Raw genomic sequence first — 25,518 nt, forward strand, 5'->3', positions numbered from 1 at the left:
GTAGAGACTTGTCCTGATCCGATTGGGGAATCATTTTGCCCCAGCGGAGTCGGAACAATGCTCGCCAACTTGGCAAGAGTGGTTTGTAAGGCCGGTTTTTTTACGCCGGGATCCGCACAAACCCTTCAACTGGCCGTTGGTTTTTTGATCTGTTTTCGGCGAGGGTTGCTCGTGATTGTTAGTCCCTGTAATGCACCAAAATTGTCTGCCAAACGGTTACGTAGCGCACTGGTAGCGGGCTCTGCACTGCTCTGCCTGCTCAGCGCCGGCCAACTTTGGGCATTCAATCTGGATGATGTGTCGGTCAAGGCAAAAGAGCTGGCCGGGCAGAAGTACGAAGCGCCGCGCAGTAACCTGCCGAACGAATTTCGTGAAATGAAATTCGCGGACTATCAGAAAATCCGTTTTCTGACCGAAAAAGCCGAATGGGCTGATCAAAAGACGCCGTTCAAGCTGTCCTTTTATCACCAGGGCATGCATTTCGATACGCCGGTGAAAATCAATGAAATCACCGCGAACACCGTCGAAGAAATCAAATACGACCCAAGTCGTTTCGACTTTGGCGACCTGAACTTTGATCCTAAGGCCACCGAACAACTGGGCTATGCCGGTTTCCGTGTGCTGTACCCGATCAACAAGGCCGACAAGCAAGACGAAATCATGACCATGCTCGGCGCGAGCTACTTCCGCGTCGTGGGCAAGGGTCACGTCTACGGCTTGTCCGCCCGCGGCATGGCACTCGATACCGCCTTGCCGTCCGGAGAAGAGTTTCCGCGTTTTCGCGAATTCTGGATTCAACAGCCAAAACCGGGCGACAAGCACCTGGTGATCTTTGCACTGCTGGATTCGCCGCGTGCCACCGGCGCCTATCGCCTGACCTTGCGTCCGGGCAGTGACACCATTGTCGACGTCAAGGCGCAGATGTATCTGCGTGACAAGGTCGGCAAACTGGGTATCGCACCGCTGACCAGCATGTACCTGTTCGGCGCCAATCAGCCGTCGAAAGTGCTGAACTACCGTCGTGAACTGCACGACTCCAGCGGTCTGGCGATCCATGCCGGTAACGGCGAGTGGATCTGGCGTCCGCTGAACAATCCCAAACACCTGGCTGTCAGCAACTTCTCGGTCGAGAACCCGCGTGGTTTCGGTCTGCTGCAACGCGGCCGCGACTTCAGCCACTATGAAGACCTCGACGACCGTTACGACAAGCGCCCGAGCGCCTGGATCGAGCCCAAGGGTGATTGGGGCAAGGGCACCGTCGATCTGGTCGAAATTCCGACCGCCGACGAAACCAACGACAATATCGTAGCCTTCTGGAACCCGGAAAAATTGCCGGAACCTGGTCAGCCGCTCGATGTCGCTTATCGTATGCACTGGACCATGGACGAGGCTTCGATCCACGCCCCGGACAGCGCCTGGGTCAAGCAGACCCTGCGTTCTACCGGTGACGTCAAACAGTCCAACCTGATTCGTCAGCCGGACGGCAGCGTTGCTTACCTGGTGGATTTCGAAGGTCCGTCCCTGGCTGCTTTGCCAGCCGATGCGGAGGTTCGCAGTCAGGTCAGCGTTGGTGATAACGCCGAACTGGTCGAGAACAGTGTGCGTTACAACCCTGAAACCAAGGGCTGGCGCCTGACGCTGCGTATGAAGATCAAGGATCCGGGCAAGGCTACTGAAATGCGTGCCGCGCTGGTGCAGAACATCGTGCCTGCGGACCTGGCCAAGACTTCGATTCCAGCGTCCAACTCCTCCGTTGCCAAGGCTGACAAAGTCGCCGCCAAGCAGCAGGAAAAAGCCGACAAGGAAGCCAAGGCCGCCGAGGCCAAGCAGGCCGACGTCAAGCCGGTTGCAGATGCCAAGGACAAGGCCAACAACAAAGACGCCCAGCAGCCTGCCGCTGCCGGCGCGGCCCCAGTCACACCGGAATCGGCACCGACTGAAGAAGTCCTGACCGAAACCTGGAGCTATCAGTTGCCTGCCGATGAGTAATTCCCAAGTACAGCCAGAAACTCTTGCCGAGTATCTGGCGCATCTGCCGATGAGCGACCAGCAACGTGCGGAACTCGCCGGTTGCCAGTCCTTCAGCGAACTGCATGAACGCCTGTCGTCATCGACGTTCGACGCCCCGACCGAGGCCGCTCAGGCTTCGGTGGGCAAGCGCCTGACGCTGAGCACTGCCGAAGAATTGCAGGACGCGGAAATGCTGGCGCTCGACGCCAGCGGTCGGATCTGCCTCAAGGCGACCCCGCCGATTCGCCGCACCAAGGTCGTGCCGGAGCCGTGGCGCACCAACATCCTGGTGCGAGGCTGGCGCCGGATGACCGGTCGTACCAACCCGCCGAAGCCGCCCAAGGACGAACGTGTCCTGCCGGCCGCACGCTGGCGCACCGTAGGTTCGATCCGTCGCTACATTCTGTTGGTGCTGATGCTCGGCCAGACCATCGTCGCCGGTTGGTACATGAAAGGCATCATGCCTTACCAGGGCTGGTCGTTCGTCGACCTCAACGAAGTGCTGCATCAACCGCTGCTGCAAACCGCCACGCAAGTGCTGCCGTATGCCTTGCAGACCAGCATCCTGATCCTGTTCGGGATTTTGTTCTGCTGGGTCTCGGCCGGTTTCTGGACCGCGCTGATGGGGTTCCTTGAGTTGCTCACCGGTCACGATAAGTACCGTATCTCCGGTAAAAGTGCCGGTAACGAGCCGATTGCGAAAGATGCGCGCACCGCACTCGTAATGCCGATCTGTAACGAAGACGTGCCGCGGGTATTCGCCGGCCTGCGGGCGACCTTCGAGTCGGTTGCGGCCACGGGTGACCTGGACCGTTTCGATTTCTTCGTCCTCAGCGACAGTAACGACGCCGATATCTGTGTCGCCGAGCAACAGGCCTGGCTGGATGTTTGCCGCGAAGCCGGGGGCTTCGGCAAGATCTTCTATCGCCGCCGTCGTCGTCGCGTAAAACGTAAAAGCGGCAACCTCGACGACTTCTGCCGTCGCTGGGGCGGTGACTACAAGTACATGGTCGTACTCGACGCCGACTCGGTGATGAGCGGTGAGTGCCTGACCAGTCTGGTGCGTTTGATGGAAGCCACGCCGGACGCCGGGATCATCCAGACCGCGCCGCGTGCGTCGGGCATGGACACCCTGTATGCGCGCATGCAGCAGTTTGCGACCCGTGTGTACGGTCCGCTGTTCACCGCCGGTCTGCACTTCTGGCAGCTGGGCGAGTCGCATTACTGGGGCCATAACGCGATCATCCGCATGAAGCCGTTTATCGAGCACTGCGCCCTGGCGCCGTTGCCGGGCAAGGGTGCGTTTGCCGGTGCGATCTTGTCCCACGACTTCGTTGAAGCCGCGCTGATGCGTCGTGCCGGTTGGGGCGTATGGATTGCCTACGATTTGCCGGGCAGCTACGAAGAGCTGCCGCCGAACCTGCTGGACGAACTCAAGCGTGACCGTCGCTGGTGCCACGGCAACCTGATGAACTTCCGCCTGTTCCTGGTCAAGGGCATGCACCCGGTGCACCGTGCGGTGTTCCTGACCGGCGTGATGTCTTATCTGTCGGCGCCGTTGTGGTTCTTCTTCCTGGTATTGTCGACGGCGCTGCTGGCGGTCAATACGTTGATGGAGCCGCAATACTTCCTTGAGCCGCGCCAGCTCTATCCGCTGTGGCCACAATGGCATCCGGACAAAGCGATCGCGCTGTTCTCGACCACTGTCGTGCTGCTGTTCCTGCCGAAGCTGTTGAGCATCATCCTGATTTGGGCCAAGGGTGCGAAAGAGTTCGGCGGCAAGTTCAAGGTGACCCTGTCGATGCTGCTGGAGATGCTGTTCTCCATGCTGCTGGCGCCGGTGCGGATGATTTTCCACACCCGTTTCGTCCTCGCCGCGTTCCTGGGCTGGGCCGCGACCTGGAACTCGCCGCAACGTGACGACGACTCCACGCCGTGGAGCGAAGCGGTCAAACGCCACGGTCCGCAAACCTTGCTGGGCTTCTTCTGGGCCTTGCTGGTGATCTGGCTGAACCCGAGCTTTCTCTGGTGGCTGGTACCGATCGTCGGTTCGTTGATGCTGTCGATCCCGGTGTCGGTGATCTCCAGTCGAGTTGGCCTGGGCCTCAAGTCCCGTGACGAAAGCCTGTTCCTGATCCCTGAGGAATACAATCCGCCACAGGCGTTGCTGGCGACTGACCAGTACACCCACGAAAACCGTTGGCATGCGCTGAACGACGGCTTCGTCCGGGCAGTGGTCGATCCACAGCAGAACGCCCTGGCGTGCTCGCTGGCGACTTCTCGTCACGGTCAGGCCGAGCCGATCGAGTGGCTGCGGATCGAGCGGGTTCGTCACGCCATGAAAGTCGGCCCTGAAGGGTTGACCAACAATGAGCGTGTGCAACTGCTCAGCGACCCGGTGGCTCTGGCGCGCCTGCATGAGCAGGTCTGGAGCGAAGGTCACCCTGAGTGGCTCGGTGCGTGGCGCAAATCGGTCAAGGCCGATCCCCATGCGCCGCTGCTGCCGCTCAAGCCCTTGAGCGTGCAGGCACAACCGGCCTGATGAAAAAACCCCGCTATCCAGCGGGGTTTTTTTTGCCTGATCGTCCCCAAACCCTTGTGCAAACAGACGAGTGCGTTAGGATCCGTCCCCGAATTGGTGTGCCCGGATAATTTTTGTCCGTAGGGGTGTGTTTCCTTCAGGGGAGCTGCCTTTTTGCGCGCCTCACAACGCAATGTTTTTGGGGACTTTAAGATGAAGAAGTATCTGTCGATGCTGCTGGTCGGCGTCACGGCATTGGTCGCAGTCAGCACGGCGCAAGCGGGTGCCATCGATGACGCGGTCAAGCGCGGCACATTGAAAGTCGGCATGGATCCGACCTACATGCCCTTCGAAATGACCAACAAGCGCGGCGAGATCATCGGTTTCGAAGTCGACCTTCTCAAAGCCATGGCCAAGGCCATGGGCGTCAAGCTGGAGCTGGTGTCTACCGGCTACGACGGCATCATCCCGGCCTTGCTGACCGACAAATTCGACATGATCGGTAGCGGCATGACCCTGACTCAGGAACGCAACCTGCGCCTGAACTTCAGCGAACCGTTCATCGTGGTCGGCCAGACCCTGCTGATCCGCAAAGAGCTGGAGGGCACCATCAAGTCCTACAAAGATCTGAACACTGCCGACTACCGCATCACTTCCAAGCTGGGTACCACCGGCGAGATGGTCGCCAGGAAGCTGATCTCAAAAGCCAAGTACCACGGCTATGACAACGAGCAGGAAGCCGTGCTCGACGTGGTCAACGGCAAGGCCGATGCCTTCATCTACGACGCACCGTACAACGTCGTTGCGGTGAACAAGGTCGGCGCCGGCAAGCTGGTGTTCCTCGACAAGCCGTTCACCTACGAACCACTGGCTTTCGGCCTGAAGAAGGGTGACTACGACAGCATCAACTTCATCAACAACTTCCTGCACCAGATCCACGAAGACGGCACCTACGATCGCATCCATGACAAGTGGTTCAAGAGCACCGAGTGGCTCAAGGACATGGAATAAGGCCGGTCAGAAAGACCGAGTCGCTCCCATCGCCAGCAGGCGGGCTCCCACAATGAAATGCATTCCCCTGTGGGAGCCAGCCTGCTGGCGATGATGGCCTTCAAGGCAACACAAACCCGGAACTTGCAATGACACTGAAAAAAGCCCAATGGCCCTGGCACGTGCTGACCGTGCTGGTGCTGATCGGCCTGGCCGGCGCGTTGTATTACGCCACCTCGCTGATGTCCTACGAATGGCGCTGGAACCGCGTGCCGCAATATTTCGCCTATCACGCCGAAGAGTCCCAGCGCGCTGCCGACATTTCCACTGTCAGCGAACTGGTGCGCAAGGGCGACAAGGCTGAGGTCACCCTGCGCAATGACGCGGGTGAAGAACAACACCTGATTGTTGACGACAACAGCCTGCAAGTCGCTCAGGGCGATGACGTGGCTGAAGGTGACGTGATTGGCGTGACCCGGCACTGGGCCGCCGGACCGCTGTTGTGGGGGCTGTGGACGACGCTTTGGTTGTCTGTCGTGTCGGGCGTTCTGGGTCTGCTGATTGGCTTGGCGACCGGCCTTTGCCGTCTGTCGAACAACCCGACCCTGCGCGACCTCTCGACGATTTACGTCGAACTGGTGCGCGGTACGCCGCTGCTGGTGCAGATTTTCATTTTCTACTTCTTCATCGGCACGGTGATGAACCTGTCCCGGGAATTCGCCGGGATCGCCGCGTTGTCGCTGTTTACCGGTGCCTACGTGGCGGAAATCATCCGTTCCGGCGTGCAGTCGATTGCTCGTGGCCAAAATGAAGCCGCGCGTTCGCTGGGCTTGAGCGCCGGGCAGTCGATGCGCCACGTGGTGTTGCCGCAAGCCTTCAAGCGCGTATTGCCACCGCTGGCCGGGCAGTTCATCAGCCTGGTCAAGGACACGTCTCTGGTGTCGGTGATCGCGATTACCGAACTGCTGAAAAGCGGCCGTGAAGTCATCACCACTTCGTTTTCACCGTTCGAAATCCTGTTCTGCGTCGCCGGCCTGTACCTGTTGATCAACCTGCCGCTGTCGAAAATCGCCAGCCGTCTTGAGCGGAGGCTCGCGCAAAGTGATTGAAGTCCGTGATCTGGTAAAAGTGTATGACACCCGCGGGCTGGTGGTGCGTGCGGTGGATAACGTCAGCACCAACGTCGCCAAAGGCGAAGTGCTGGTGGTGATCGGCCCCTCCGGCTCCGGCAAATCGACCTTCCTGCGTTGCCTCAATGGACTGGAGGAGTTCGACTCGGGTTCGGTAAGCATCGACGGCCTGCAACTGGCCGACCCGAAAACCGACGTCAACGCCTATCGCCGCGAAGTCGGCATGGTGTTCCAGCATTTCAACCTGTTCCCGCATATGACCGTGCTGGAAAACCTCTGCCTGGCCCAGAAAGTCGTGCGCAAGCGCGGCAAGAAAGAGCGCGAGGCCAAAGCCATGGCATTGCTGGAAAAGGTCGGGATTGCACAGAAGGCCAACGAATTCCCATCACGCCTGTCCGGCGGACAGCAGCAGCGCGTGGCGATTGCCCGGGCGCTGGCGATGGAGCCCAAGGTCATGCTGTTCGATGAGCCGACCTCGGCGCTCGATCCGGAAATGGTCGGCGAAGTGCTGGACGTCATGAAGAACCTGGCTGTGGAAGGCATGACCATGGTGTGTGTCACACACGAAATGGGCTTCGCCCGGGAAGTGGCGGACCGGGTGTTGTTCTTCGATCACGGGAAGTTGCTGGAAGATGCGTCGCCAGCGCAGTTCTTCGATTCGCCGAAGGATCCGCGGGCGCAGGCGTTTTTGCGGCAGGTTCTCTAAAGGCCGCGGCCTTGGGGTCGCTAATCGCCAGCAGGCTGGCTCCCACAGAGAGTTTGTAGTGTTGATGCCAAACCCTGTGGGAGCCAGCCTGCTGGCGATTGCATCACTTCGGTCCATAGCGAACCGAGGCAGATGAATCACCTCAAACCTTGAATCTGCCCACCAGCATCTGCAAATGCGTCCCCAGCCGCGCCAGCTCAACGCTGGACGCCGCGGTCTCTTCACTGGCCGCCGAGGTCTGATCCGACACATCCCGTACATTCAGCACGCTACGGTTGATCTCTTCCGCCACTGCACTTTGCTGTTCAGCGGCAGCGGCGATCTGCTGGTTCATCGCCTGAATTGCGGAGACAGTGCGGGTGATGCTCTCGAGCGAACCCCCCGCACGACGGGTCAGTTCGACGCTGCTGTCGGTCAGGGTGCGGCTGTTGTCCATGATGCTCGCAACTTGCTGCGTGCCGTTTTGCAGGCCGACGATCAGCTCTTCGATTTCCTCGGTGGATTTCTGGGTACGCTGGGCCAGGCTGCGGACCTCGTCAGCCACCACGGCAAAACCGCGACCCGCTTCGCCGGCCCGTGCGGCTTCAATCGCCGCGTTCAGCGCCAGCAGGTTGGTTTGCTGGGCCACGGACTTGATGACGTCCAGGACACTGCCGATCTTGTCGCTTTCGCGTTTGAGCTCGCCCATCGCTTCGGTGGAGTGGCCGACTTCCAGGGCCAGGCGCTCGATTTGGGCGATGGCTTCGCCAACCACTTTGTCGCCCTCACGCGCTTGCTGGTCTGCGGCGACGGCGGCCTCGGAGGCTTCCTCGGCGTTGCGCGCGACTTCCTGCACGGTGGCGGCCATTTCGTTCATGGCGGTCGCGACCTGATCGGTTTCTATTTTCTGATTGTTGACCCCGGCACTGGTCTGCTCGGTGACGGCGGACAGCTCTTCGGCGGCGCTAGCGATTTGAGTCACGCCATCGCTGATGCCGCCAATCAGTTCACGCAAGCCCTGGGTCATGCTCTGCATGGCACGCTGCAGCTGGCCGAGTTCATCGCGACGCTTGGAGACGAGGTTGTGGGTCAGGTCACCGCTGGCCACGCGCTGGGCCACGGCCAGGGTCTGGTTCAGCGGAATGATGATCTGGCGGGTGATCGCCCAGGCGGCCAGCAGGCCGAAAGCGATGGCCAGCACGGTGGCGAGGGCCAGCATGTCCTTGGCGTGTGCAGCATCGGTGTCGCGCACTACGGTTTGCGAGGCAGTGAGTTTTTCGCTCACATCCAGCAGGATGTTGCCCTGGGCAGCCATGGTCACCAAGGCCTTGGCGCTGGCTGATTGGGCATCGCGGAACTGGCTGACAGCGGCGCGATAGGCCTTGAGCGAGTCGGTTGCCTGTTGCAGGTTGGCGAGATGCTCCTCAGGCAGTTTGGCCGGCAGGCTCTCGAGATTTTTCAGGGCATCATCGATAGCGTTCAACGCGGGTTGTTCGGCTTCGCTCTTGCCGCTGTAGGTGTAGCCGCGAACCTGGAAACGAGCCTGCTGGATCAGCTTGGTCAGATCGATCACGCTGTTGAAGGTGCTCACGCTGTCGCCTTGCAGCATGGATTTTTCCACGTCGGCCACGCGGGTTATGGCGTTGTCGGCGGTGACGCCGAGTTTGCCACGAGCCTCTTCGCGGTGGGCGCCGGCCTGGGTCATATCGCTGAACGCGCGACGGTACTCGGCGACGGCCGCCAATTGCTGATCGACCTTGGCGGTGTCAGCGGGTTGCTCAATCAGGGTGCGAGCGGTCTGCAGGCTGGTTTCGAGCTTGCTGAGCAAGTCGTTGACGACGCCCGGGCCTTGTTCGCCGCGGCGCATTTCGTAGTCCAGGCGCGCGATGCGCAGGTCTTTGGTCAGCCCGTTGATCTCGGAAATGAAACCCAGTTTATCGCCGCGACTGGTCACGCCGGTCAGGCCGGTCCAGCCAGTGAAGGTAATCAACAGGGTCAGTAACAGCACCAGACCAAAGCCGATCCCCAGTTTGCGTTTGACGCTGACGTTTCCCAGATTCTCGGCTAACCATTGATACATGCTGAAACTCCCCCGGACCTTAATTTGGTATCACGGGGGGTATATCGGCCGTTGTCGGCCAATCTATAGGGGTCGTCGGATAGACGGGAAGGCGAGATAGGAGCTGCCGAAGGCTGCGATCTTTCGACTTTGATTGTTCAAGATCAAGAGATCGCAGCCTGCGGCTGCTCCTACGGGGGTGGTGTTGGTTAGAACAGCCGTGCCAGCAGGGCGGTCACGGCGGTTTCGACGCGCAGGATTCGATCGCCCAGTTGCACCGCTTGCAGGCCGGATTTGCCCAGCAAGTCGATCTCGTAAGGAATCCAGCCACCTTCCGGGCCGATGGCGAGGGTTACCGGTTCGCTGAGGGCGCGGGGGCAGGGTGGGTAGTTGCCGGGGTGGCCAACCAGACCGAGCGTGCCTTCGGCGATTGCGGGCAGGCGGTCTTCAACGAATGGTTTGAAGCGTTTCTCGATCATGACTTCCGGCAGCACGGTGTCCCGGGCCTGTTCGAGGCCAAGAATCAGCTGTTCGCGAATCGCTTCAGGCTCAAGGAACGGTGTCTGCCAGAAGCTCTTCTCGACGCGATAGCTGTTGACCAGCATGATCCGCGGCACACCCATGGCCGCCACGGTCTGAAACACCCTGCGCAGCATTTTGGGCCGCGGCAGGGCCAGCACCAGTGTCAGCGGCAGCTTGGCCGGAGGCGGTTGATCGAGGGTGACGCGCAGTTCGGCTTCATCGGCGTCCAGACGCAGCACTTCGGCCGAGCCCATCAGCCCGCCGATTCGCCCGACGCGCATGCTGTCGCCGACTTCACAGCGGTGAACTTCCTGCATGTGCGTCAACCGGCGATCACGCAGGATCGCCCGGTCGGCCGCAATGAAATCGGCCTCTTCGAGGAGCAGCAGGTTCACGCTTGGGTCGCTGGTGGCTGGTCGTTGTGATCGTCAGCCGTTTGATCGTCCGGATGCTCGCCACGCTTACTGATCAGGCTGCCAAACAGGATGCCGACTTCGAACAGCATCCACATCGGTATGGCCAGCAGGGTCTGCGAGAAGATGTCCGGCGGAGTCAGGATCATGCCGACCACGAAGCAGCCGATGATCACGTATGGGCGGATTTTCTTCAGGTACTTAACGTCGACCACGCCGATCCACACCAGCAGCACCACGGCCACCGGGATTTCGAACGCCACGCCGAAGGCGAAGAACAGCGTCATGACGAAGTCGAGGTAGCTGGTGATGTCGGTCATCATTTCCACGCCGGCCGGGGTGGCGGCGGCGAAGAACTTGAAGATCAGCGGGAACACCAGGAAATAGGCGAAGGCCATGCCGGCGTAGAACAAAAAGATGCTGGAGACCAGCAAGGGCACGGCGATGCGTTTTTCATGCTTGTACAGGCCTGGAGCGATGAAGCCCCAGATCTGATGCAGGATCACCGGGATCGCCAGGAACAGCGAAACCATCATGGTCAGCTTCAGTGGCGTCAGGAATGGTGACGACACATCGGTGGCAATCATCGTCGCGCCGGCGGGCAGATAGGCACGCAGCGGCGTCGAGACAAAGGTGTAGATCTGCTGGGTGAAAGCAAACAGCCCGGCAAAGATGATAAAGATCGCCGCTACGCAACGCAGCAGACGGGTACGCAACTCGGTGAGATGCGAAACCAGCGGCATGTGCTGGTCGTTTTCAGGGAGATCGCTCATGGGGCTCGCGGCGGCAAAGTGGTGTCAGTAGGCGCTGGCGTTGTCGGCGCGGCGGCTGGAGCAACGGGTTCAACCGGCATCGCTGCCACTGCCGGCGCAGGTTCCGCTATCGGAGCAGGTGTCGGTGGGACTGCTGCGGCAGGCGTTTGAATCGTCTGCTCGCCCACGTGCTCGACAGGCGTCGGTTCTTGCTGGGTCGGCGTGAAGATCTTCCGCGCTTCCTGCTCAAGCGACAGGATGTGTTCGTTGTGCAGTTGCCGACGAATTTCGTCAGCACCGATTTCCCGTTCAACTTCCTGTTTGATCGCGTTGAAGCTGCGCTTCAGGCGCCCGACCCACAGGCCGGCGGTGCGCGCTGCGCCCGGCAGGCGCTCGGGACCCAGCACCAGCAGGGCGACGAGGCCGACAAGCAGCAGTTCAGAGAAGCTGATACCAAACATTAGTCAGTGCTCACACGTCTTTGCGGATCGGCTCTTCGACTTTCTGCGCCTGCACGTCAATGGTGTGCGGCTGGTTCACAGAGGCTTGTGGCTGAACAGGCGGAACCGGTTGCGCCGGGGTCGCGTTCGGGTCGGCCGGCTTTTCGTCATCGTTCATGGCCTTGCGAAAGCCTTTGATCGACTCGCCGACATCAGTGCCGAGGTTTTTCAGTTTCTTGGTGCCGAACACCAGTACGACAACAACCAGGATGACGATCCAGTGTTTCCAGTCAAAAATGCCCATGTTGCTGCTCCTCTCTAATAGTTATTCAGGCGGACGGTCGCGAGGCTTTCTCGGCGTGCCCGGACAGACCGAAGCGACGGTCCAGTTCATCGAGTACAGCCTGAGGATGCTGCCCCAGTTGGGCGAGCATGACCATGCTGTGGAACCACAAATCGGCGGTTTCGTAGATCACATCACTGCAGTCACCGCTGACGGCGGCGTCCTTGGCGGCAATGATGGTTTCGACCGACTCTTCGCCGACTTTTTCCAGAATCTTGTTCAAGCCCTTGTGGTACAGGCTGGCGACATACGAGCTGTCGGCGGCGGCGCCTTTGCGCTCCTCCAGTACCTCGGCCAGACGGGTCAGAGTGTCACTCATGTTTGTGTCCTGCGGAATAGATGGCGTGCGGATCTTTCAGGACCGGGTCGACTGTTGTCCAGTCGCCGTTCTCATAGACGCGGTAGAAGCAGCTCTGACGGCCGGTATGGCAGGCGATGTCGCCGATCTGCTCGACCATCAGGATGATGACGTCGGCGTCGCAGTCCAGGCGCATCTCGTGCAGGGTTTGCACATGACCGGACTCTTCGCCCTTGCGCCACAGCTTGCCACGGGAACGCGACCAGTAAATGGCACGGTTCTCGGTAGCGGTCAGTTCCAGTGCTTCGCGGTTCATCCAGGCCATCATGAGGACGCGCCCGGTCTTGTAATCCTGGGCAATCGCCGGCACCAGGCCGTCGGCATCCCACTTGATCTCGTCCAGCCAGTTTTTCATCTTTGACTCCGACAGTGAGCCCCACACTTCAATAGTCGAGCTCAGGCGTTGAAACAGTGTGCCAGTCGTTCACACAACTGGCTATCGGCGAACGACCAGATACAAACCCACGGCCATCATGATGCCGGCGGGCCAATAGGCCAACTGGTTCAATGGCCCACCAGCGGCTAGGATGGCGCCACCGGCCAGGTGCGCGGTGCCGAGCAGGCGCAGGAACCAGTCGTCGCGGCGTCGGTGCCACGGTGGTGGCGGGTCGTAGGCGTGGGGCTGGGACATGCGTTCGAGCAGGTCGCGGGCCATATTGGCCAGATGCGGCAGTTGTTCAAACTGGCTCTGCACGTTGCCGAGCAGGGCTTTGGGGCTGACGCGCTCGCGCATCCAGCGCTCCAGGAACGGTTGCGCGGTGTTCCACAGGTCAAGGTCCGGATACAACTGACGGCCCAGACCTTCGATGTTCAACAGGGTTTTCTGCAAGAGAACAAGCTGCGGCTGCACTTCCATGTTGAAGCGGCGCGCCGTCTGGAACAGGCGCATTAGCACCTGGCCGAAGGAAATATCTTTTAACGGTTTTTCGAAGATCGGCTCGCACACGGTGCGGATTGCCGCTTCGAATTCGTTGAGCTTGGTTTCCGCCGGCACCCAGCCCGAATCGATGTGCAGCTGCGCTACACGACGGTAATCGCGCTTGAAGAAGGCAAACAGGTTGCGCGCCAGGTAGTCCTGGTCTTCCGGCGTCAGGCTGCCGACGATACCGCAGTCGATCGCAATGTATTGCGGGCTCCACGGGCTCACGGTGCTGACGAAGATATTGCCGGGGTGCATATCGGCATGGAAGAAGCTGTCGCGGAACACCTGGGTGAAGAAGATCTCCACACCGCGTTCAGCGAGCATCTTCATGTCGGTGCGCTGGTCGGCCAGGGTCGTCAGATCGGTGACCTGGATGCCGTAGATTCGCTCCATCACCAGCACTTTCGGCCGGCACCAGTCCCAGTAGACCTGTGGCACGTACAGCAGCGGTGAGCCTTCGAAGTTACGCTTCAACTGGCTGGCGTTGGCCGCTTCGCGCAGCAGGTCGAGTTCGTCGTAGATGGTTTTTTCGTAGTCGCTGACCACGTCCACCGGGTGCAGCAGGCGCGCATCGGCCGAGAGTTTTTCGGCGGCGCGGGCGAGGATGAACAGCCACGCCAGATCCTGGGCGATGATCGGTTTGAGGCCCGGACGAATCACTTTGACGACGACTTCTTCGCCGGTTTTCAGTTGCGCGGCGTGTACCTGAGCCACCGAAGCCGAGGCCAGTGGTTCGACGTCGAAACGGCTGAACACTTCGCTGATCTTCTTGCCGAGTTGTTCTTCGATCAACTTGACCGACACCTGCGAATCGAACGGCGGCACGCGGTCCTGGAGTTTCATCAGCTCATCGGCGATGTCTTCCGGCAGCAGGTCGCGGCGGGTGGACAGGATCTGTCCGAACTTGATGAAGATCGGCCCCAGGTCCTGCAACGCCAGACGCAAGCGCGCGCCACGGCTCAGGTCCAGGGTCTTGCGCGGGAACCAGCGCCACGGCAAGGCATAACGCAGCGCCCGCAGGAACCAGGGCAATGGCAGGGCGAACAGCAGGTCATCGAGGCGGTAGCGGATCACGACGCGCTGGATGCGCAACAAACGGCGGACGGCAAGCAGCTTCATGCGTTATCGCTTGGGTCGAGGGATCGGGAAAGGCGCTCGAAACGCGCCTCGAGACGTTCCAGATCGAGCTTGATCTGGTCCAGTTCACTGAATCGGGCTTCGGCTTCGCGCTGACCGACAAGCGCGCGCGATTCTTCGGCCAGGTATTCGCCCAGGTTCTGGCCCAGGCTGGCAAATCCTTGCTGATACCAGCGGGCGCGACTGCGCAAATGACCGCCGACCAGTTGCGTGGCCACCGGGCCGAGCCAGCGCGAGAGTTCGTACTCCCAGTCCAGCTCCAGGTCCTGAAGGATTGCCGCCAGCTCCAGCAGCACGCCGCTGTCGCCGTCGAGTTCGACTTGCGGGCCATGCAAAACGGAAGTCTTGTCCTTGCTCATCGCCAGTTTCAACAGGCTCGAAGCCGGTGCGCGCAATGTGCAGTCGGCGCCGGTTTCCCACTGGGAGGCGAGCATCAGACCTTCGTCGCTGGGCAGGATGAACAATTGCAGCGCCGGGCACCGGCAGTCGACGGCAATCACTTTGCCGGTCAAATGCGCGAGCCGCGGCAACGCCGTGCTGTCAAGGCGCAACACCCGGTTCAGGCCGAGTTCAACGCTGGCGAGCAGGCCGGCGAGCAACATCAGGGCTTGATGCCGCGGTGCAGGGCGACGATGCCTGCAGTCATGTTGTGATAAGTGACGCGGTCGAAACCGGCTTCCACCATCATCGACTTCAGGGTTTCCTGATTCGGATGCATGCGGATCGATTCGGCCAGGTAGCGATAACTTTCCGAGTCGTTGGTGATCAGCTTGCCCATCAATGGCATGAAGGCGAACGAGTAAGCGTCGTATGCCTTGGACATCAGTGCGTTGGTCGGCTTGGAGAATTCCAGCACCAGCAAGCGCCCGCCCGGCTTGAGTACACGCAGCATGGAGCGCAGGGCGTCTTCCTTGTGCGTGACGTTGCGCAGGCCGAAAGCGATGGTCACGCAGTCGAAATGGTTGTCCGGGAACGGCAGCTTTTCAGCGTCGGCCTGAACGAACTCGACATTGCCGGCCACACCCAGATCCAGCAGGCGGTCGCGACCGACCTTGAGCATGGATTCGTTGATGTCGGCCAACACGACCTGGCCGGTCGGGCCTACCAGGTGCGAGAATTTTTTGGTCAGGTCACCGGTGCCGCCCGCGATGTCGAGCACTCGGTTGCCGGCACGAACGCCCGACAATTCGATCGCAAAGCGCTTCCACAGACGGTGCATGCCGCCCGACAGAAGGTCGTTCATCAGGTCGTACTTGGCGGCTACCGAATGAAAAACCTCAGCGACTTTTTCCGCTTTCTGGCTTTCCGGAACGTTTTTGAAGCCGAAGTGAGTGGTGGGTTCGGCATCGCTGCCTTTGCGCTGATCAGTCATATCGCTGTCACCAAAAGAGAATGCGCGACATTCTAATCCCCAAGGGATGCTTTGTCTTGGCAAGGCTGAAGGTAAGATGGATCAACCTCGGGACGTTTTGCCGCAGCGGCGGTCAAGATTTACCGAACAGGCATTCATAAAGCAGGAGTCATTCAATGGCCCGTATTAGTGTTGAGCGTGCCCACGGCCTGGGCAAGGAAGCGGCCCGCGAGAAGGCCGACCAGTTGGCGCAGAAACTTTCCGACCAGTATGGCCTGGAGCCGCAATGGTCCGGCGACACCCTGAACCTCAAGCGTTCGGGCGTGAAAGGTGCGGTACATGTCAGCGAAGATTCGATCAAGGTCGATGTGGAGTTGGGCCTGATGATGTCGGCCATGAGCGGCATGATCAAAGCGGAAATCGAAAAGGCGCTAGATAAAGCCCTCGCATAAACGCGCTCTTGTAGGAGCAAGCTTGCTCGCGATGCAGGCAACTCGGTATTTCAGTTGCACCGAGGTGATGCCATCGCGAGCAAGCTTGCTCCTACAGTCAGAGGCAACCCTCTGTCCATGTCAGTTGTTAGGGTGCCGTTTCTAATTTTTCTCCCTACCTTTGTGCCCAAGCCCGACACTTCTTGCGGGCAGTTCCTCAAACCTTCTGCGCGTGAGGTGCACCATGGCCAAAGTTATTCTGAAGAAAAAAATCGACGCATCGACCACTGCTCTGGGCGACGTCAAATCCTATGCCCGCAAGATCTGGCTGGCAGGCCTGGGTGCCTACACCAAGGTCGGCCAAGAGGGTAGCGAGTACTTTCAAGAGCTGATCAAGGCTGGTCAAGTTGTTGAAAAAAATGGCAAAAAAGTAGTCGCTGAAAAACTCGAAGCGGCGAATGCCGAGATCGATGAAGCCAAGACCGAAGTGAGCACTTTCAAAGGTCGCGTCGAAGTTCAACTCGACAAAGTCGAGAAGGCGTTCGACACGCGTGTCGCAAGTGCCTTGAATCGTATCGGTATTCCGTCTAAACATGACGTTGAGACACTCTCTGCTAAGCTCGATGAGCTGACGGCATTGCTCGAACGTGTCGCGCGTAAATCTTAAGGAGAACGGGATGGCTGGCAAAAAGAATACTGACAAAGAAGGCAGCTCGTGGATCGGGAAAGTCGAAGACTACTCCCGCAAAATCTGGCTGGCTGGCTTGGGCGTGTACTCGAAGATCGACACTGACGGCAGCAAGCTCTTCGATACACTCGTTAAAGACGGCGAGAAAGCCGAGAAGCTCGCCAAGAGCGCTGTTGGCAACAAGGTCGACGACGTCAAGGATTCCGCTTCTTCGGCCAAGTCGCGCATCAGCGGCGTGAAAGATCGCGCACTGGGCAAGTGGGATGAGCTGGAAGGGGCTTTCGACAAGCGCCTGAACAGCGCCATTTCGCGCCTGGGCGTGCCGAGCCGCAACGAAGTCAAGGCTCTGCACAGCAAGGTCGATACCCTGACCAAGCAAATCGAAAAACTGACCGGCGCCAAGGTTGCGCCTGTTGCGGCGAAAACTGCAGCAGCCAAACCAGCCGCCAAAACCGCGGCAAAACCACTGGCTAAAGCAGCTGCAAAACCAGCGGCCAAGACAGCGGCAGCAAAACCTGCTGCAGCCAAGCCAGCGGCCAAACCAGCTGCCGCGAAAGCCGCCGCTAAACCGGCTGCCAAGCCAGCAGCTAAACCTGCGGCCAAAACTGCAGCGGCCAAACCTGCTGCGGCGAAAAAACCAGCTGTGAAAAAGCCGGCTGCACCGAAAGCTGCTGCGCCAAAACCAGCAGTGGCTGCCGCCAAACCGGCAGCCCCGGCACCTGCAGCCAGTTCGTCGAACTCTGCGTCCGCGCCGACCCCTGCTGTAACCCCGACTGCCGCGCCAGCTCCATCGACGCCAACCAGTCAGTCCTGATTCTCAGGGCTCAAGAAAACGCCCGGCCTGTAAAGGTCGGGCGTTTTTGTTTGTGCAGAAAAAGATCGCAGCCTTCGGCAGCTCCTACAGATCTCATTGGTCTTCAAGGTACTCCATCGCCATCTGTTCGGTCGCCACTTTCATCGACGCAAGCAGGTGCGGCGCCACCAGCATCATGATCTGGTAAATCACCAGTCGCACTTCACCTTCGCGGCCGAGGATTCGCTGATAGTCCAGTGAAAACAGCAACGTCAGGGTGATTTGCTCCACCAGTTGCCCCAGCGCCTGGGTCTCACTGACCAGCAACCCTTGCGCCTGTAAGCGCGCCAGCAACGACGCCAGTGTGCGCTTGAGGGAATTGAGCAGGTTGCGAATGCCCTTGGCCAGTTTCGGCAGACGTCCTGCGAGGTTCGACAGGTCCTGGAACAGAAACCGGTAGTGGGACAGGCGTTCGACGATCAGGTGCAAGAACAGCCAGTAGTCCTCAGGTGCCAATTCGACATCGGCCGGTGGATCGAGCAGTGGCGCGAGTTCGTTTTGAAAGCGCTCGAAAAGCCCGAGAATCAGCGGTTCCTTACCGTGGAAGTGGTAGTAGAGGTTGCCCGGGCTGATGCCCATTTCGTTGGCAACTTCCATGGTGGAGACATTCGGTTCGCCCTTCTCGTTGAACAAACTCAGGGCACATTCGAGGATCCGGTCGCGGGTTTTCATCCAGTCTTCTTATTGATCGGGTCATGCCACGGCAGGCAGCCGCCGTGGCTCGTTTAACGTCAGCGCACGCGCACGTAAGTGCCAGGTGCCGCCTCCATCGGTGGATAATTCTGGTTGCCCAGCGCCGTGTGCGTTTCTTTTTGCGCGCCGGAGCGCTCCTGGATCCAGCCGAGCCATTGGCCCCACCAGCTGCCCTCGACTTGCTTGGCGTCGTAGAACCAGGCCCGTGGGTCGCTGCTCAGCTTTGCGCCCTCGACATAGTTGGCTTTCGGATTGTTCGGCGGGTTTAGAATGCTTTGTATGTGGCCGCTGTTGGACAGCACAAAACGACGGTCGCCACCGAGTAGCAGCGTTGAACGATACACCGCATCCCACGGCGTAATGTGATCGTTGATGCCGGCAACGCTGAAGCTGTCGACGGTCACCTTCTGTAAATCTATCGGTGTGCCACAGACTTCGAGACCGCCCGGATGGCCCAGCGGGTTGTGCTTGAAGAAGTCCAGCAAATCGCCGTGCAGGGCGGCGGGCAGGCGTGTGTTGTCGTTGTTCCAGTAGAGGATGTCGAATGCTGGCGGCTCTTTTCCCAACAGGTAATTGTTGACGAAGTAGCTCCAGATCAAATCGTTGGGGCGCATCCAGGCGAACACCTTGGCCATGTCCCGCCCGTCCAGCACACCTTTCTGGTAGGAGCGGCGCTTGGCGGCTTCCAGGGTTTGTTCGTCGGCGAACAGTGTGGCAGGCGAATCCATTTGGCTGTCGAGCAAGCTCACCAGATACGTCGCGCTGGAGACCCGGCGCAGTTGCCGCTTGGCCTGCAAGTGCCCCTGCAGCGCGGCAATGGTCAGCCCGCCGGCACAGGCGCCCATCAGGTTGACCTCACGGGCGCCGGTGATGGCCCGGCAGACGTTCATGGCTTCTTCCACGGCCTCGACGTAAGTCGACAGACCCCATTCACGGTGGCGCACATCAGGGTTGCGCCAACTGATCACGAATGTCTGCAGGCTGTTCTTGAGTGCGTACTGGACGAAACTGTTGTGCGGGCTCAGATCAAAAATGTAGTACTTGTTGATCTGCGGTGGCACCACCAACAGGGGCTTGGAGTACTGCTTTTCGCTCATGGGCTTGTATTGGATCAGCTCCAGCAGTTCATTGCGAAACACCACCGCGCCGGCGGTGGTGGCGACTGTTTTGCCGACCTCGAACGAGTGCTTGGTGACTTGTCGTGGCAGGCCGTCGTTGTGCAGAAAGTCGTCTACCAGGTGGCTGATGCCGCGCACCAGGCTATTGCCGCCGGAGTTGAAGATTTCCTTGATCGCCAGCGGATTGAGCAGGGTGTTGGAGGGCGACACGGCATCGTTGAGCAAGGCAAAGGCGAAGTGAGCGCGGGCGCGGTCGTCCGGGCTCATATTGCTCTCGTCGATCCACTGTTTGACTTGTTTCTGCCAGCTCAGATACGCCTGCAGGCTGCGACGGTAAAACGGGTTCAGGCTCCATGCCGGGTCAGCGAAGCGCGCATCCTGCGGGTTGGTCGGGTGCAGGGTATCGCCCAGCAGCACACGACCCAGTTGTCCGCTCAGTTTCAAGGCATGTCGCGCGGTGTGCACCGGGTTGCGCAAACCATGAGCGGCCACACTGCGCAGAGTCGACAGCAGATCCCGGCCGCGCAGACCGGTGATCGCACTTTGTGCGTTGATGAACGTGGCGGGAGGGGGTAGAGACTCCCTCGCTGGTTTATCGCGCATGACTCAACACTCCTTCGTCTTCAGGCCAAATACAAATACCGAACCAGAACACCATAGACGCTGTAATGGGTTGTTGCGCGGCGCGGCGTCCTGCCGTTCCCTTACTGCAAGGTTTAGCCGCCCAATGGCGCTGGATGCGGATGCATCACCGCGCGCTGTCGCTCCTCTTCCAGGAATTTCATGATGATCGGGGCGACCGCTTCGGCCCGGGTAATCAGGAACAAATGCCCGTCGTCGATAATGTGCAGCTGGGCATTGGGAATCCGCCAGGCCAAAACGCGCATGTTGATCAGCGGGATCAGTGGGTCATCATCGCCCGCCAGCACCAGGGTCGGCTGATTGATCTTGTGCAGCCAGTGGATACTGGTCCAGCCGACGCCGGCGAACAGTTGCCAGTAGTAACCGAGTTTGCCTGCCGAGCGCACTTTGGCGGCGTGGCTGGCTGCCAGGGTCGGATCGCGACGGAACGAACCACCGTAAATCAACGGCGCAATCCGGATCACGTGGGACGGCTGAATGTAGCGCCGCGGGCTGGCCATCAGCCACAGCACCTTCGGCTTGCCCGGCACCATCACCGCACCGGCCGCCGTGGCAGCCAGTACCAGCTTCTTGCAGCGCTCTGGATAGTCAAAGGCAAACTGCTGAGCGAGGGCACCACCCCAGGACACTCCGATCACGTTGACTTGCCCGTAATCGAGATAGTCGAGCATTCGCGCCGTGAGTTTTGCCAGGCCGGGAAAGCGATAAGGCCGGCGCGGTGTCGACGAGCCGCCGACACCGGGTACGTCGAAAGCGATGACTTCCAGGTCCGGGTCGAGCGCCGCGATGAACGGAAACACCAGCTCCAGGTTGGCGCCGATGCCGTTGAATATCAGCAAGGGCGTCAAGTGAGGCTTGCCGGGGCGTACCGCCGTGCGGAGCGTCTGGCCATCCAGCTCGACGGTACGGAATATAAAGGGTTGCGGCATGCTTCGGGGCCCTGTGGGTCGCGTTTTTAAATTCTTCCCCGATCCCCTGTAGGAGCGAGCTTGCTCGCGAAAAACGCAAAGGCAACGCATTCATCCAGACAGCGCGCGTTATCGTTGACGTCCATCGCGAGCTCGCTCCTACAAGGGGCGAGGTGTGTCAGTTACCGCTCATGTACATAGGTACCGGGTGCAGCTTCAGCCGCCGGATAGGCCTTGTTGCCCAGTTTCAAAGGCGCCTTCTTCAGGTTGCCCGAACGCTCGGCCTGCCAGGTCTGCCAGTGCAGCCACCAGGAGTCGGTGTGTTTGGTCGATTCTTCTTGCCATTCATCGGCATGGGAAGGCATTTCTGCATTGGTCATGTAGCGCGATTTCGGATTGCCCGGCGGGTTCAGGATGCTCTGGATGTGCCCGCTGCTGGACAGCACGAATTCAACCTTGCCGCCAAACAGCTGCGCCGATTTGTAGCAGGAGCGCCACGGAGTGATGTGGTCGCTGGTGCCGGCCAAGGCAAAGATGTCGGCGGTGACCTGCTTGAGATCGATCGGCGTGCCGCACACTTCCAGTGCGTTCGGGCGGATCAATGGATTGTTTTTGAACATTTCGATCAGGTCGCCGTGGAACGCGGCAGGCAGGCGAGTGGTGTCGTTGTTCCAGAAGAGAATGTCGAACACCGGCGGCTCGTTGCCCAACAGGTAGTTGTTGACCCAGTAGTTCCAGATCAGGTCGTTGGGGCGCATCCAGGCGAAGACTTTCGCCATGTCGCGGCCTTCCAGTACACCGGCCTGATAGGAATGGCGCTTGGCGGATTCGAGGGTCTGCTCGTTGACGAACAGGGCAACGTCGCTGTCCAGTGTGGTGTCGAGCACGCTGACCAACAGTGTCAGGGAGTTCACCTTTTTCTCGCCGATTGCCGCGTAGTGGCCCAGCAGTGCGGTGCAGGTGATCCCGCCGGAGCAGGCGCCGAGCATGTTCACATCTTTGCTGCCAGTGATCGCGGTGATCACGTCGACGGCTTCCTTGAGCGCTTCGATGTAAGTCGACAGACCCCACTCGCGTTGCGCCTTGGTCGGGTTGCGCCAACTGACGATGAATGTCTGAACGTTGCTGCGCAGGCAGAACCGCGCCAGGCTCTTCTCCGGGCTCAGGTCGAAAACGTAGAACTTGTTGATCTGTGGCGGTACTACCAGCAGTGGGCGCTCATAGACTTGCTCGGTGCTCGGCTTGTACTGGATCAGTTCCAGCACATCGTTGCGGAACACCACCGCGCCTTCGGTCACGCCCAGGGTCTTGCCGACCTCAAATGCACCCATGTTGACCTGGCTCGGCATACCGCCGTTGTGCACGATGTCCTTGGCCAGATGGGAAAGGCCGTCAAGCAGGCTTTTACCGCCGGTTTCGAAGAAGCGTTTGACTGCTGCAGGGTTGGCCGCCGTATTGGACGGTGCGAGCGCTTCGGTCATGAGGTTGATGACGAAATGCCCGCGACCGACATCCTGTGCCGGCAGATTGCTTTCGTCGATCCAGGTGTGGAGCTCCTTGCGCCACGCCAGGTAAGTCTGCAAATAACGTTTGTAGAGCGGGTTTTGGCTCCAGGCCGGATCGGCGAAACGACGATCTTCGTTGGTCGGTTGCAGCGCGGATTTGCCGAGCAAAACGTTCTTGAGTTCAAGGCCGAAATGAGCGACATGCTTGGCGCTGTGAATCGGTTGCCTGACGGCTTGCCTGAGCACCATACGAGCTGAAGCCAGTAGATCTTTGCCACGCAGTCCAACGACAGGATTGAGCCCCAAGGTGTTTTCGGAGGCTTGATACTTCAAGTCATCGTTATTCTTGTTACTCATCTACGACGCTCCATTGTCCTGAGACGAGTACCGGGTCGTGCTGTGCAGTCTCACAACTAACGCCAGGTACTGCTGCTCGGGGTGACCGTTAATACTGCATCGCTGCTTTTTTAATGCAGAGAGCACTGCAGGGAACTTGCCAGTTCCATTGGTTACCCGAGTTTAATTTTTTTCGCAAGCAGGCCAATCAGTGGTCCTGGAGCGGAGCATTCAAGCAGATGAAATTAGAAAATGCCTTCTAATGAACAAGAGGCTCGGACTAGAGCATCAGTTTGACGACAGACTCGTTCGGATCGCGGGTTTTTCCGGCCGCTTTGAGCTCGGCAAGGTAGTCTTCCCAGAGTGCGTCATAACGCCGCGCCAGTTCGTAGAGGTATTCCCAGGTGAACAGACCGCTGTCGTGGCCATCATCGAACGTCAGTTTGATTGCATACTGACCGGCCGGTTCTACCTTGGTCAGTCCTACGTTGATCTTGCCAAATTGCAAGACAGGTTTGCCGTGGCCCTGGACCTCGGCGGAGGGGGAGTGCACGCGTAGAAACTCGGCGGGCAGGGTGTATTCCTCTCCGGTCGCGTATTTGAGCGACAGGGTTTTTGAGGCTTTGTGCAGTTTGATGTCGGTGGGGAGCTGGGTCATGGCCGGATATCCGTTGGTATGCGTGATCTGACCCTTGTAGGAGCCGGCTTGCTGGCGATGGCGATCTTGGGTGCGTCATCGCCGGCAAGCCGGGCTCCTACAAGGAATCACATTACCTACAGGATATAACGGGACAGGTCTTCGTTCTGTGCCAATTCGCCCAGGTGACTGTTGACGTAGTCGGCGTCGATCTGGATCACCTTGTCATCATGTGCGCTGGCCAGGTCGCCGGCACTGAACGACACCTCTTCGAGCAGGCGTTCGAGCAATGTGTGCAAACGGCGGGCACCGATGTTTTCGGTTTTCTCGTTGACCTGCCAGGCGATCTCGGCGATGCGCTTGATCCCGCTCGGCAGGAACTCGATGCCCAGGCCTTCGGTTTTCAACAGCGCGCAATATTGCTCGGTAAGCGACGCATGCGGTTCGCTGAGAATGCGCTCGAAGTCTTCCGGGCTCAGGGCCTTGAGTTCCACGCGGATCGGCAGACGGCCTTGCAGCTCGGGCACCAGGTCGCTCGGCTTGCTCAAGTGGAAAGCACCGGAGGCGATGAACAGGATGTGGTCGGTCTTGACCATGCCCAGTTTGGTGTTGACGGTGCAACCTTCGATAAGCGGCAGCAAGTCGCGCTGTACGCCTTCGCGGGACACATCGACTCCACCGGAGTTGCCGCGCTTGGCGACCTTGTCGATTTCGTCGATGAACACGATGCCGTGCTGCTCGACTGCTTCCAGCGCCTTGGCCTTCAACTCTTCATCGTTGACCAGGCGACCGGCTTCTTCGTCACGCACCAGTTTCAGCGCTTCCTTGACCTTGAGCTTGCGGGCTTTCTTCTTGCCCTTGCCCATGTTGGCGAACAGGCTTTGCAGCTGGTTGGTCATTTCTTCCATGCCCGGTGGCGCGGAGATATCGACGCCGGCCATCTCGGCGACTTCGATTTCGATCTCCTTGTCATCCAGCTGACCTTCGCGCAGGCGCTTGCGGAACAGCTGGCGGGTGTTGGAGTCGGCAGTCGGGGCGTCGTCGTTGCTGAAACCCATACGCGCCGGAGGCAGCAGGGCGTCGAGGATACGCTCCTCAGCGGCGTCTTCGGCGCGGTGGCGAACCTTGACCATTTCCTGTTCGCGCAGCAGTTTGATGGCGGCATCGGCGAGGTCGCGAATGATCGATTCGACGTCGCGACCTACATAGCCGACCTCGGTGAATTTGGTGGCTTCGACTTTGATGAACGGCGCATTGGCCAGTTTCGCCAGGCGACGGGCGATCTCGGTTTTACCAACACCGGTCGGGCCGATCATCAGGATGTTCTTGGGTGTTACTTCAACACGCAGCTCTTCAGGCAGCTGCATCCGGCGCCAACGGTTACGCAGAGCAATGGCGACGGCGCGCTTGGCATCGTCCTGGCCGATGATGTGGCGATTGAGTTCGTGGACGATTTCACGGGGAGTCATGGACATAATATTTAAAGGACCTCAAGCAAGAATGAGCCGTGGCGCTGGGCCGAAACAGACTTACTCGGCGCAGTCCTGCTCCTCAATGGTCTGGGTGTGGTTGGTGAATACACAGATGTCGCCGGCGATGCCGAGGGCGGTTTCGACGATTTCGCGGGCCGACAGATCAGTTTTCTTCAGCAGTGCGCTGGCAGCTGCTTGAGCGTAAGCGCCGCCGGAACCCATGGCGATCAAGCCGTCTTCAGGCTCCACCACATCGCCGTTACCGGTGATGATCAGCGAGGCGTCTTTGTTGGCGACGGCGAGCATGGCTTCGAGGCGGCTCAGGGTGCGGTCGGTGCGCCATTCTTTGGCGAGTTCGACGGCGGCACGGACCAGATGGCCCTGATGCTTTTCAAGCTGGCCTTCGAAACGTTCGAAGAGGGTAAAGGCGTCGGCAGTAGCGCCGGCAAACCCGGCAATGACCTGACCGTGGTACAGGCGGCGAACTTTTTTCGCATTGCCTTTCATCACGGTATTACCAAGGGAAACCTGGCCGTCGCCGCCCATGACGACTTTGCCGTGGCGGCGAACTGAAACGATGGTGGTCAAGGGAAGAGTCTCCA

At 59.6% G+C, this 25,518-nt stretch carries 25 protein-coding genes and 1 pseudogene; 8 read left to right on the forward strand and 18 right to left on the reverse strand.

Features of this window, described 5'->3' with window-relative positions:
- The first annotated feature begins 171 nt into the window (after positions 1 to 171).
- The 5 genes from AD668_RS00900 (at position 172) to AD668_RS00920 (ending at position 7,357) form a co-directional block, all read left to right on the forward strand.
- On the forward strand, positions 172 to 1,989 hold the full coding sequence (locus AD668_RS00900; RefSeq protein ID WP_053153378.1) for a glucan biosynthesis protein G: 1,818 nt from the start codon (positions 172 to 174) through the stop codon (positions 1,987 to 1,989).
- A complete protein-coding gene (mdoH, locus tag AD668_RS00905) occupies positions 1,982 to 4,552 on the forward strand; it encodes a glucans biosynthesis glucosyltransferase MdoH (RefSeq protein WP_053153281.1) in 2,571 nt (856 codons plus the stop codon). Before AD668_RS00900 ends, mdoH begins: the two co-directional genes overlap by 8 nt.
- 192 nt (positions 4,553 to 4,744) lie before the next feature.
- A complete protein-coding gene (locus AD668_RS00910; RefSeq protein WP_053153284.1) occupies positions 4,745 to 5,542 on the forward strand; it encodes a transporter substrate-binding domain-containing protein in 798 nt (265 codons plus the stop codon).
- A gap of 128 nt (positions 5,543 to 5,670) precedes the next feature.
- Positions 5,671 to 6,630 carry an amino acid ABC transporter permease gene (locus tag AD668_RS00915; RefSeq protein ID WP_053153287.1) on the forward strand — a complete coding sequence of 320 codons (960 nt, stop codon included), beginning with the start codon at positions 5,671 to 5,673 and terminating at the stop codon, positions 6,628 to 6,630.
- Positions 6,623 to 7,357, forward strand: coding sequence for an amino acid ABC transporter ATP-binding protein (locus AD668_RS00920; protein ID WP_053153291.1), 735 nt, complete (start codon positions 6,623 to 6,625; stop codon positions 7,355 to 7,357). The genes AD668_RS00915 and AD668_RS00920 overlap by 8 nt, the downstream gene beginning before the upstream one ends.
- Before the next feature lie 142 nt (positions 7,358 to 7,499).
- Here the strand turns inward: AD668_RS00920 and AD668_RS30230 are convergent, their stop codons facing one another.
- From AD668_RS30230 to ubiE, 11 genes and pseudogenes are all read right to left on the reverse strand, one after another.
- The gene (locus AD668_RS30230) at positions 7,500 to 8,372 is read right to left on the reverse strand and encodes a methyl-accepting chemotaxis protein (protein ID WP_371259745.1); all 873 of its coding nucleotides are present in this window, start codon (positions 8,370 to 8,372) and stop codon (positions 7,500 to 7,502) included.
- Positions 8,355 to 9,416 (reverse strand): annotated as a pseudogene (locus AD668_RS30235) (methyl-accepting chemotaxis protein); the annotation flags it as partial. The gene AD668_RS30230 and the pseudogene AD668_RS30235, both read right to left, overlap by 18 nt.
- Before the next feature lie 188 nt (positions 9,417 to 9,604).
- Positions 9,605 to 10,312 (reverse strand): 16S rRNA (uracil(1498)-N(3))-methyltransferase, encoded by a 708-nt coding sequence (locus AD668_RS00930; protein WP_053153297.1) that lies wholly within the window; start codon positions 10,310 to 10,312, stop codon positions 9,605 to 9,607.
- Positions 10,309 to 11,103 (reverse strand): twin-arginine translocase subunit TatC, encoded by a 795-nt coding sequence (tatC, locus tag AD668_RS00935; protein ID WP_053153300.1) that lies wholly within the window; start codon positions 11,101 to 11,103, stop codon positions 10,309 to 10,311. The genes AD668_RS00930 and tatC overlap by 4 nt, the downstream gene beginning before the upstream one ends.
- On the reverse strand, positions 11,100 to 11,543 hold the full coding sequence (tatB, locus tag AD668_RS00940; protein ID WP_053153304.1) for a Sec-independent protein translocase protein TatB: 444 nt from the start codon (positions 11,541 to 11,543) through the stop codon (positions 11,100 to 11,102). The genes tatC and tatB overlap by 4 nt, the downstream gene beginning before the upstream one ends.
- A gap of 10 nt (positions 11,544 to 11,553) precedes the next feature.
- Complete coding sequence (locus AD668_RS00945) at positions 11,554 to 11,826, reverse strand: twin-arginine translocase TatA/TatE family subunit (RefSeq protein WP_053153307.1); 273 nt, start codon at positions 11,824 to 11,826, stop codon at positions 11,554 to 11,556.
- A 25-nt stretch (positions 11,827 to 11,851) separates the two neighbouring features.
- Complete coding sequence (locus AD668_RS00950; RefSeq protein ID WP_007975564.1) at positions 11,852 to 12,184, reverse strand: phosphoribosyl-ATP diphosphatase; 333 nt, start codon at positions 12,182 to 12,184, stop codon at positions 11,852 to 11,854.
- Positions 12,177 to 12,578, reverse strand: coding sequence for a phosphoribosyl-AMP cyclohydrolase (hisI, locus tag AD668_RS00955; RefSeq protein WP_053153310.1), 402 nt, complete (start codon positions 12,576 to 12,578; stop codon positions 12,177 to 12,179). The genes AD668_RS00950 and hisI overlap by 8 nt, the downstream gene beginning before the upstream one ends.
- A gap of 81 nt (positions 12,579 to 12,659) precedes the next feature.
- Positions 12,660 to 14,264 (reverse strand): ubiquinone biosynthesis regulatory protein kinase UbiB, encoded by a 1,605-nt coding sequence (ubiB, locus tag AD668_RS00960; RefSeq protein ID WP_053153313.1) that lies wholly within the window; start codon positions 14,262 to 14,264, stop codon positions 12,660 to 12,662.
- Positions 14,261 to 14,884, reverse strand: coding sequence for an SCP2 domain-containing protein (locus tag AD668_RS00965; RefSeq protein WP_053153316.1), 624 nt, complete (start codon positions 14,882 to 14,884; stop codon positions 14,261 to 14,263). Before AD668_RS00965 ends, ubiB begins: the two co-directional genes overlap by 4 nt.
- A complete protein-coding gene (ubiE, locus tag AD668_RS00970) occupies positions 14,884 to 15,654 on the reverse strand; it encodes a bifunctional demethylmenaquinone methyltransferase/2-methoxy-6-polyprenyl-1,4-benzoquinol methylase UbiE (RefSeq protein WP_053153319.1) in 771 nt (256 codons plus the stop codon). The genes AD668_RS00965 and ubiE overlap by 1 nt, the downstream gene beginning before the upstream one ends.
- A 155-nt stretch (positions 15,655 to 15,809) precedes the next feature.
- Between ubiE and AD668_RS00975 the strand changes: the two genes are divergently transcribed.
- The 3 genes from AD668_RS00975 (at position 15,810) to AD668_RS00985 (ending at position 17,566) form a co-directional block, all read left to right on the forward strand.
- Positions 15,810 to 16,085 (forward strand): polyhydroxyalkanoic acid system family protein, encoded by a 276-nt coding sequence (locus AD668_RS00975; protein ID WP_053153322.1) that lies wholly within the window; start codon positions 15,810 to 15,812, stop codon positions 16,083 to 16,085.
- Positions 16,086 to 16,308: 223 nt separating this feature from the next.
- Positions 16,309 to 16,731 carry a phasin family protein gene (locus tag AD668_RS00980; RefSeq protein WP_053153327.1) on the forward strand — a complete coding sequence of 141 codons (423 nt, stop codon included), beginning with the start codon at positions 16,309 to 16,311 and terminating at the stop codon, positions 16,729 to 16,731.
- 10 nt (positions 16,732 to 16,741) lie between these two features.
- Positions 16,742 to 17,566, forward strand: coding sequence for a phasin family protein (locus AD668_RS00985; protein WP_053153330.1), 825 nt, complete (start codon positions 16,742 to 16,744; stop codon positions 17,564 to 17,566).
- Positions 17,567 to 17,659: 93 nt separating this feature from the next.
- Here AD668_RS00985 and AD668_RS00990 read toward each other — a convergent pair whose 3' ends face one another.
- From AD668_RS00990 to hslV, 7 genes are all read right to left on the reverse strand, one after another.
- Positions 17,660 to 18,277: a TetR/AcrR family transcriptional regulator gene (locus AD668_RS00990; protein ID WP_053153333.1), complete on the reverse strand. Its 618-nt coding sequence runs from the start codon at positions 18,275 to 18,277 to the stop codon at positions 17,660 to 17,662.
- A gap of 59 nt (positions 18,278 to 18,336) precedes the next feature.
- On the reverse strand, positions 18,337 to 20,019 hold the full coding sequence (phaC, locus tag AD668_RS00995; protein ID WP_053153336.1) for a class II poly(R)-hydroxyalkanoic acid synthase: 1,683 nt from the start codon (positions 20,017 to 20,019) through the stop codon (positions 18,337 to 18,339).
- Between the two features lie 113 nt (positions 20,020 to 20,132).
- Positions 20,133 to 20,987 (reverse strand): poly(3-hydroxyalkanoate) depolymerase, encoded by an 855-nt coding sequence (gene phaZ / locus AD668_RS01000; RefSeq protein WP_053153339.1) that lies wholly within the window; start codon positions 20,985 to 20,987, stop codon positions 20,133 to 20,135.
- 161 nt (positions 20,988 to 21,148) lie between these two features.
- On the reverse strand, positions 21,149 to 22,828 hold the full coding sequence (phaC, locus tag AD668_RS01005; RefSeq protein WP_053153343.1) for a class II poly(R)-hydroxyalkanoic acid synthase: 1,680 nt from the start codon (positions 22,826 to 22,828) through the stop codon (positions 21,149 to 21,151).
- A gap of 259 nt (positions 22,829 to 23,087) precedes the next feature.
- Positions 23,088 to 23,465: a gamma-butyrobetaine hydroxylase-like domain-containing protein gene (locus tag AD668_RS01010; RefSeq protein ID WP_053153347.1), complete on the reverse strand. Its 378-nt coding sequence runs from the start codon at positions 23,463 to 23,465 to the stop codon at positions 23,088 to 23,090.
- Between the two features lie 116 nt (positions 23,466 to 23,581).
- Positions 23,582 to 24,919, reverse strand: a complete 1,338-nt coding sequence (gene hslU / locus AD668_RS01015; RefSeq protein WP_053153350.1) for an HslU--HslV peptidase ATPase subunit — start codon at positions 24,917 to 24,919, stop codon at positions 23,582 to 23,584.
- Positions 24,920 to 24,973: 54 nt separating this feature from the next.
- Positions 24,974 to 25,504 (reverse strand): ATP-dependent protease subunit HslV, encoded by a 531-nt coding sequence (gene hslV, locus AD668_RS01020; protein ID WP_053153354.1) that lies wholly within the window; start codon positions 25,502 to 25,504, stop codon positions 24,974 to 24,976.
- Positions 25,505 to 25,518: the final 14 nt, after the last annotated feature.

It is taken from the genome of Pseudomonas sp. P1.8, assembly GCF_001269805.1.
Classification (GTDB): Bacteria; Pseudomonadota; Gammaproteobacteria; order Pseudomonadales; family Pseudomonadaceae; genus Aquipseudomonas.

Bases quoted from the DNA above. Each gene is read 5' to 3' on its own strand.
- mdoH (WP_053153281.1), top strand. From the start codon at position 1,982: ATGAGTAATTCCCAAGTACAGCCAGAAACTCTTGCCGAGTATCTGGCG.
- AD668_RS00910 (WP_053153284.1), top strand. From the start codon at position 4,745: ATGAAGAAGTATCTGTCGATGCTGCTGGTCGGCGTCACGGCATTGGTC.
- AD668_RS00915 (WP_053153287.1), top strand. From the start codon at position 5,671: ATGACACTGAAAAAAGCCCAATGGCCCTGGCACGTGCTGACCGTGCTG.
- AD668_RS30230 (WP_371259745.1), bottom strand. From the start codon at position 8,372: ATGCAGAGCATGACCCAGGGCTTGCGTGAACTGATTGGCGGCATCAGC.
- tatC (WP_053153300.1), bottom strand. From the start codon at position 11,103: ATGAGCGATCTCCCTGAAAACGACCAGCACATGCCGCTGGTTTCGCAT.
- tatB (WP_053153304.1), bottom strand. From the start codon at position 11,543: ATGTTTGGTATCAGCTTCTCTGAACTGCTGCTTGTCGGCCTCGTCGCC.
- AD668_RS00945 (WP_053153307.1), bottom strand. From the start codon at position 11,826: ATGGGCATTTTTGACTGGAAACACTGGATCGTCATCCTGGTTGTTGTC.
- AD668_RS00950 (WP_007975564.1), bottom strand. From the start codon at position 12,184: ATGAGTGACACTCTGACCCGTCTGGCCGAGGTACTGGAGGAGCGCAAA.
- hisI (WP_053153310.1), bottom strand. From the start codon at position 12,578: ATGAAAAACTGGCTGGACGAGATCAAGTGGGATGCCGACGGCCTGGTG.
- ubiB (WP_053153313.1), bottom strand. From the start codon at position 14,264: ATGAAGCTGCTTGCCGTCCGCCGTTTGTTGCGCATCCAGCGCGTCGTG.
- AD668_RS00965 (WP_053153316.1), bottom strand. From the start codon at position 14,884: ATGTTGCTCGCCGGCCTGCTCGCCAGCGTTGAACTCGGCCTGAACCGG.
- ubiE (WP_053153319.1), bottom strand. From the start codon at position 15,654: ATGACTGATCAGCGCAAAGGCAGCGATGCCGAACCCACCACTCACTTC.
- AD668_RS00975 (WP_053153322.1), top strand. From the start codon at position 15,810: ATGGCCCGTATTAGTGTTGAGCGTGCCCACGGCCTGGGCAAGGAAGCG.
- AD668_RS00980 (WP_053153327.1), top strand. From the start codon at position 16,309: ATGGCCAAAGTTATTCTGAAGAAAAAAATCGACGCATCGACCACTGCT.
- AD668_RS00985 (WP_053153330.1), top strand. From the start codon at position 16,742: ATGGCTGGCAAAAAGAATACTGACAAAGAAGGCAGCTCGTGGATCGGG.
- AD668_RS00990 (WP_053153333.1), bottom strand. From the start codon at position 18,277: ATGAAAACCCGCGACCGGATCCTCGAATGTGCCCTGAGTTTGTTCAAC.
- phaC (WP_053153336.1), bottom strand. From the start codon at position 20,019: ATGCGCGATAAACCAGCGAGGGAGTCTCTACCCCCTCCCGCCACGTTC.
- phaZ (WP_053153339.1), bottom strand. From the start codon at position 20,987: ATGCCGCAACCCTTTATATTCCGTACCGTCGAGCTGGATGGCCAGACG.
- phaC (WP_053153343.1), bottom strand. From the start codon at position 22,828: ATGAGTAACAAGAATAACGATGACTTGAAGTATCAAGCCTCCGAAAAC.
- AD668_RS01010 (WP_053153347.1), bottom strand. From the start codon at position 23,465: ATGACCCAGCTCCCCACCGACATCAAACTGCACAAAGCCTCAAAAACC.
- hslU (WP_053153350.1), bottom strand. From the start codon at position 24,919: ATGTCCATGACTCCCCGTGAAATCGTCCACGAACTCAATCGCCACATC.